Genomic DNA, 551 nt, shown 5'->3' with positions numbered 1-551 from the left:
AACTACTAACGTCCACTATTGTGGTGAAAACAACGACGGGTGCATCCTTCCAGTCCAGAATTTCTGGGTTGGTTGTGGTAAGCGCTTCAAAGAGCCAACTGCAATCGCATGGCAACAGCATAGCTACACTACAGGTTGTGGTCACGACCGTGATGATGATCTGAGTTCTTATTATATGGAACCTGTCATTGAAGGATTCGACGAGCTTATCTCTGAAGAATTCAATGAGTCCATCTTTAACGCTGTCTTTGGCGGAACACTTGGACAAGGTGACGCATTAATTGACCGCCCCGGTGGCGAGAAAGTAGAGAACTTAGTAGCTCGCTTTTTCCGTGAAGTATCAACACCAGATGCATATCGTAATAGAGGGAGCAATACTTATTGCTCATATTGGACAAGCGATAGAGCACTGTATGATGAAACGTCTAGTTATTATTCTGTAAAGAATCCTAAATGGATGGAAACTCTCATCTCTCTTTTAATGGAAGAATAAATGTCTACATCAGCACTGGTTGCATATCGAGATCCGAACCGTCGTCAGCCTTACGGTT

Annotated in this window: 1 protein-coding gene; it reads left to right on the top strand. The window is 43.6% G+C overall.

Translation table 11 applies throughout. The annotated features are described in order from the left end of the window. Window positions 1–493, top strand: a 493-nt coding sequence (locus N1032_RS27255) for a hypothetical protein (protein WP_259543830.1), incomplete at its 5' end; no start/stop codon positions are given. Window positions 494–551: the final 58 nt, after the last annotated feature.

Source organism: Herbiconiux daphne (assembly GCF_024979295.1).
GTDB lineage: Bacteria > Actinomycetota > Actinomycetes > Actinomycetales > Microbacteriaceae > Herbiconiux > Herbiconiux daphnes.
Note: the sequence above shows the minus strand (reverse complement) of the source record. Positions and strands in the feature narration are given on the sequence as shown.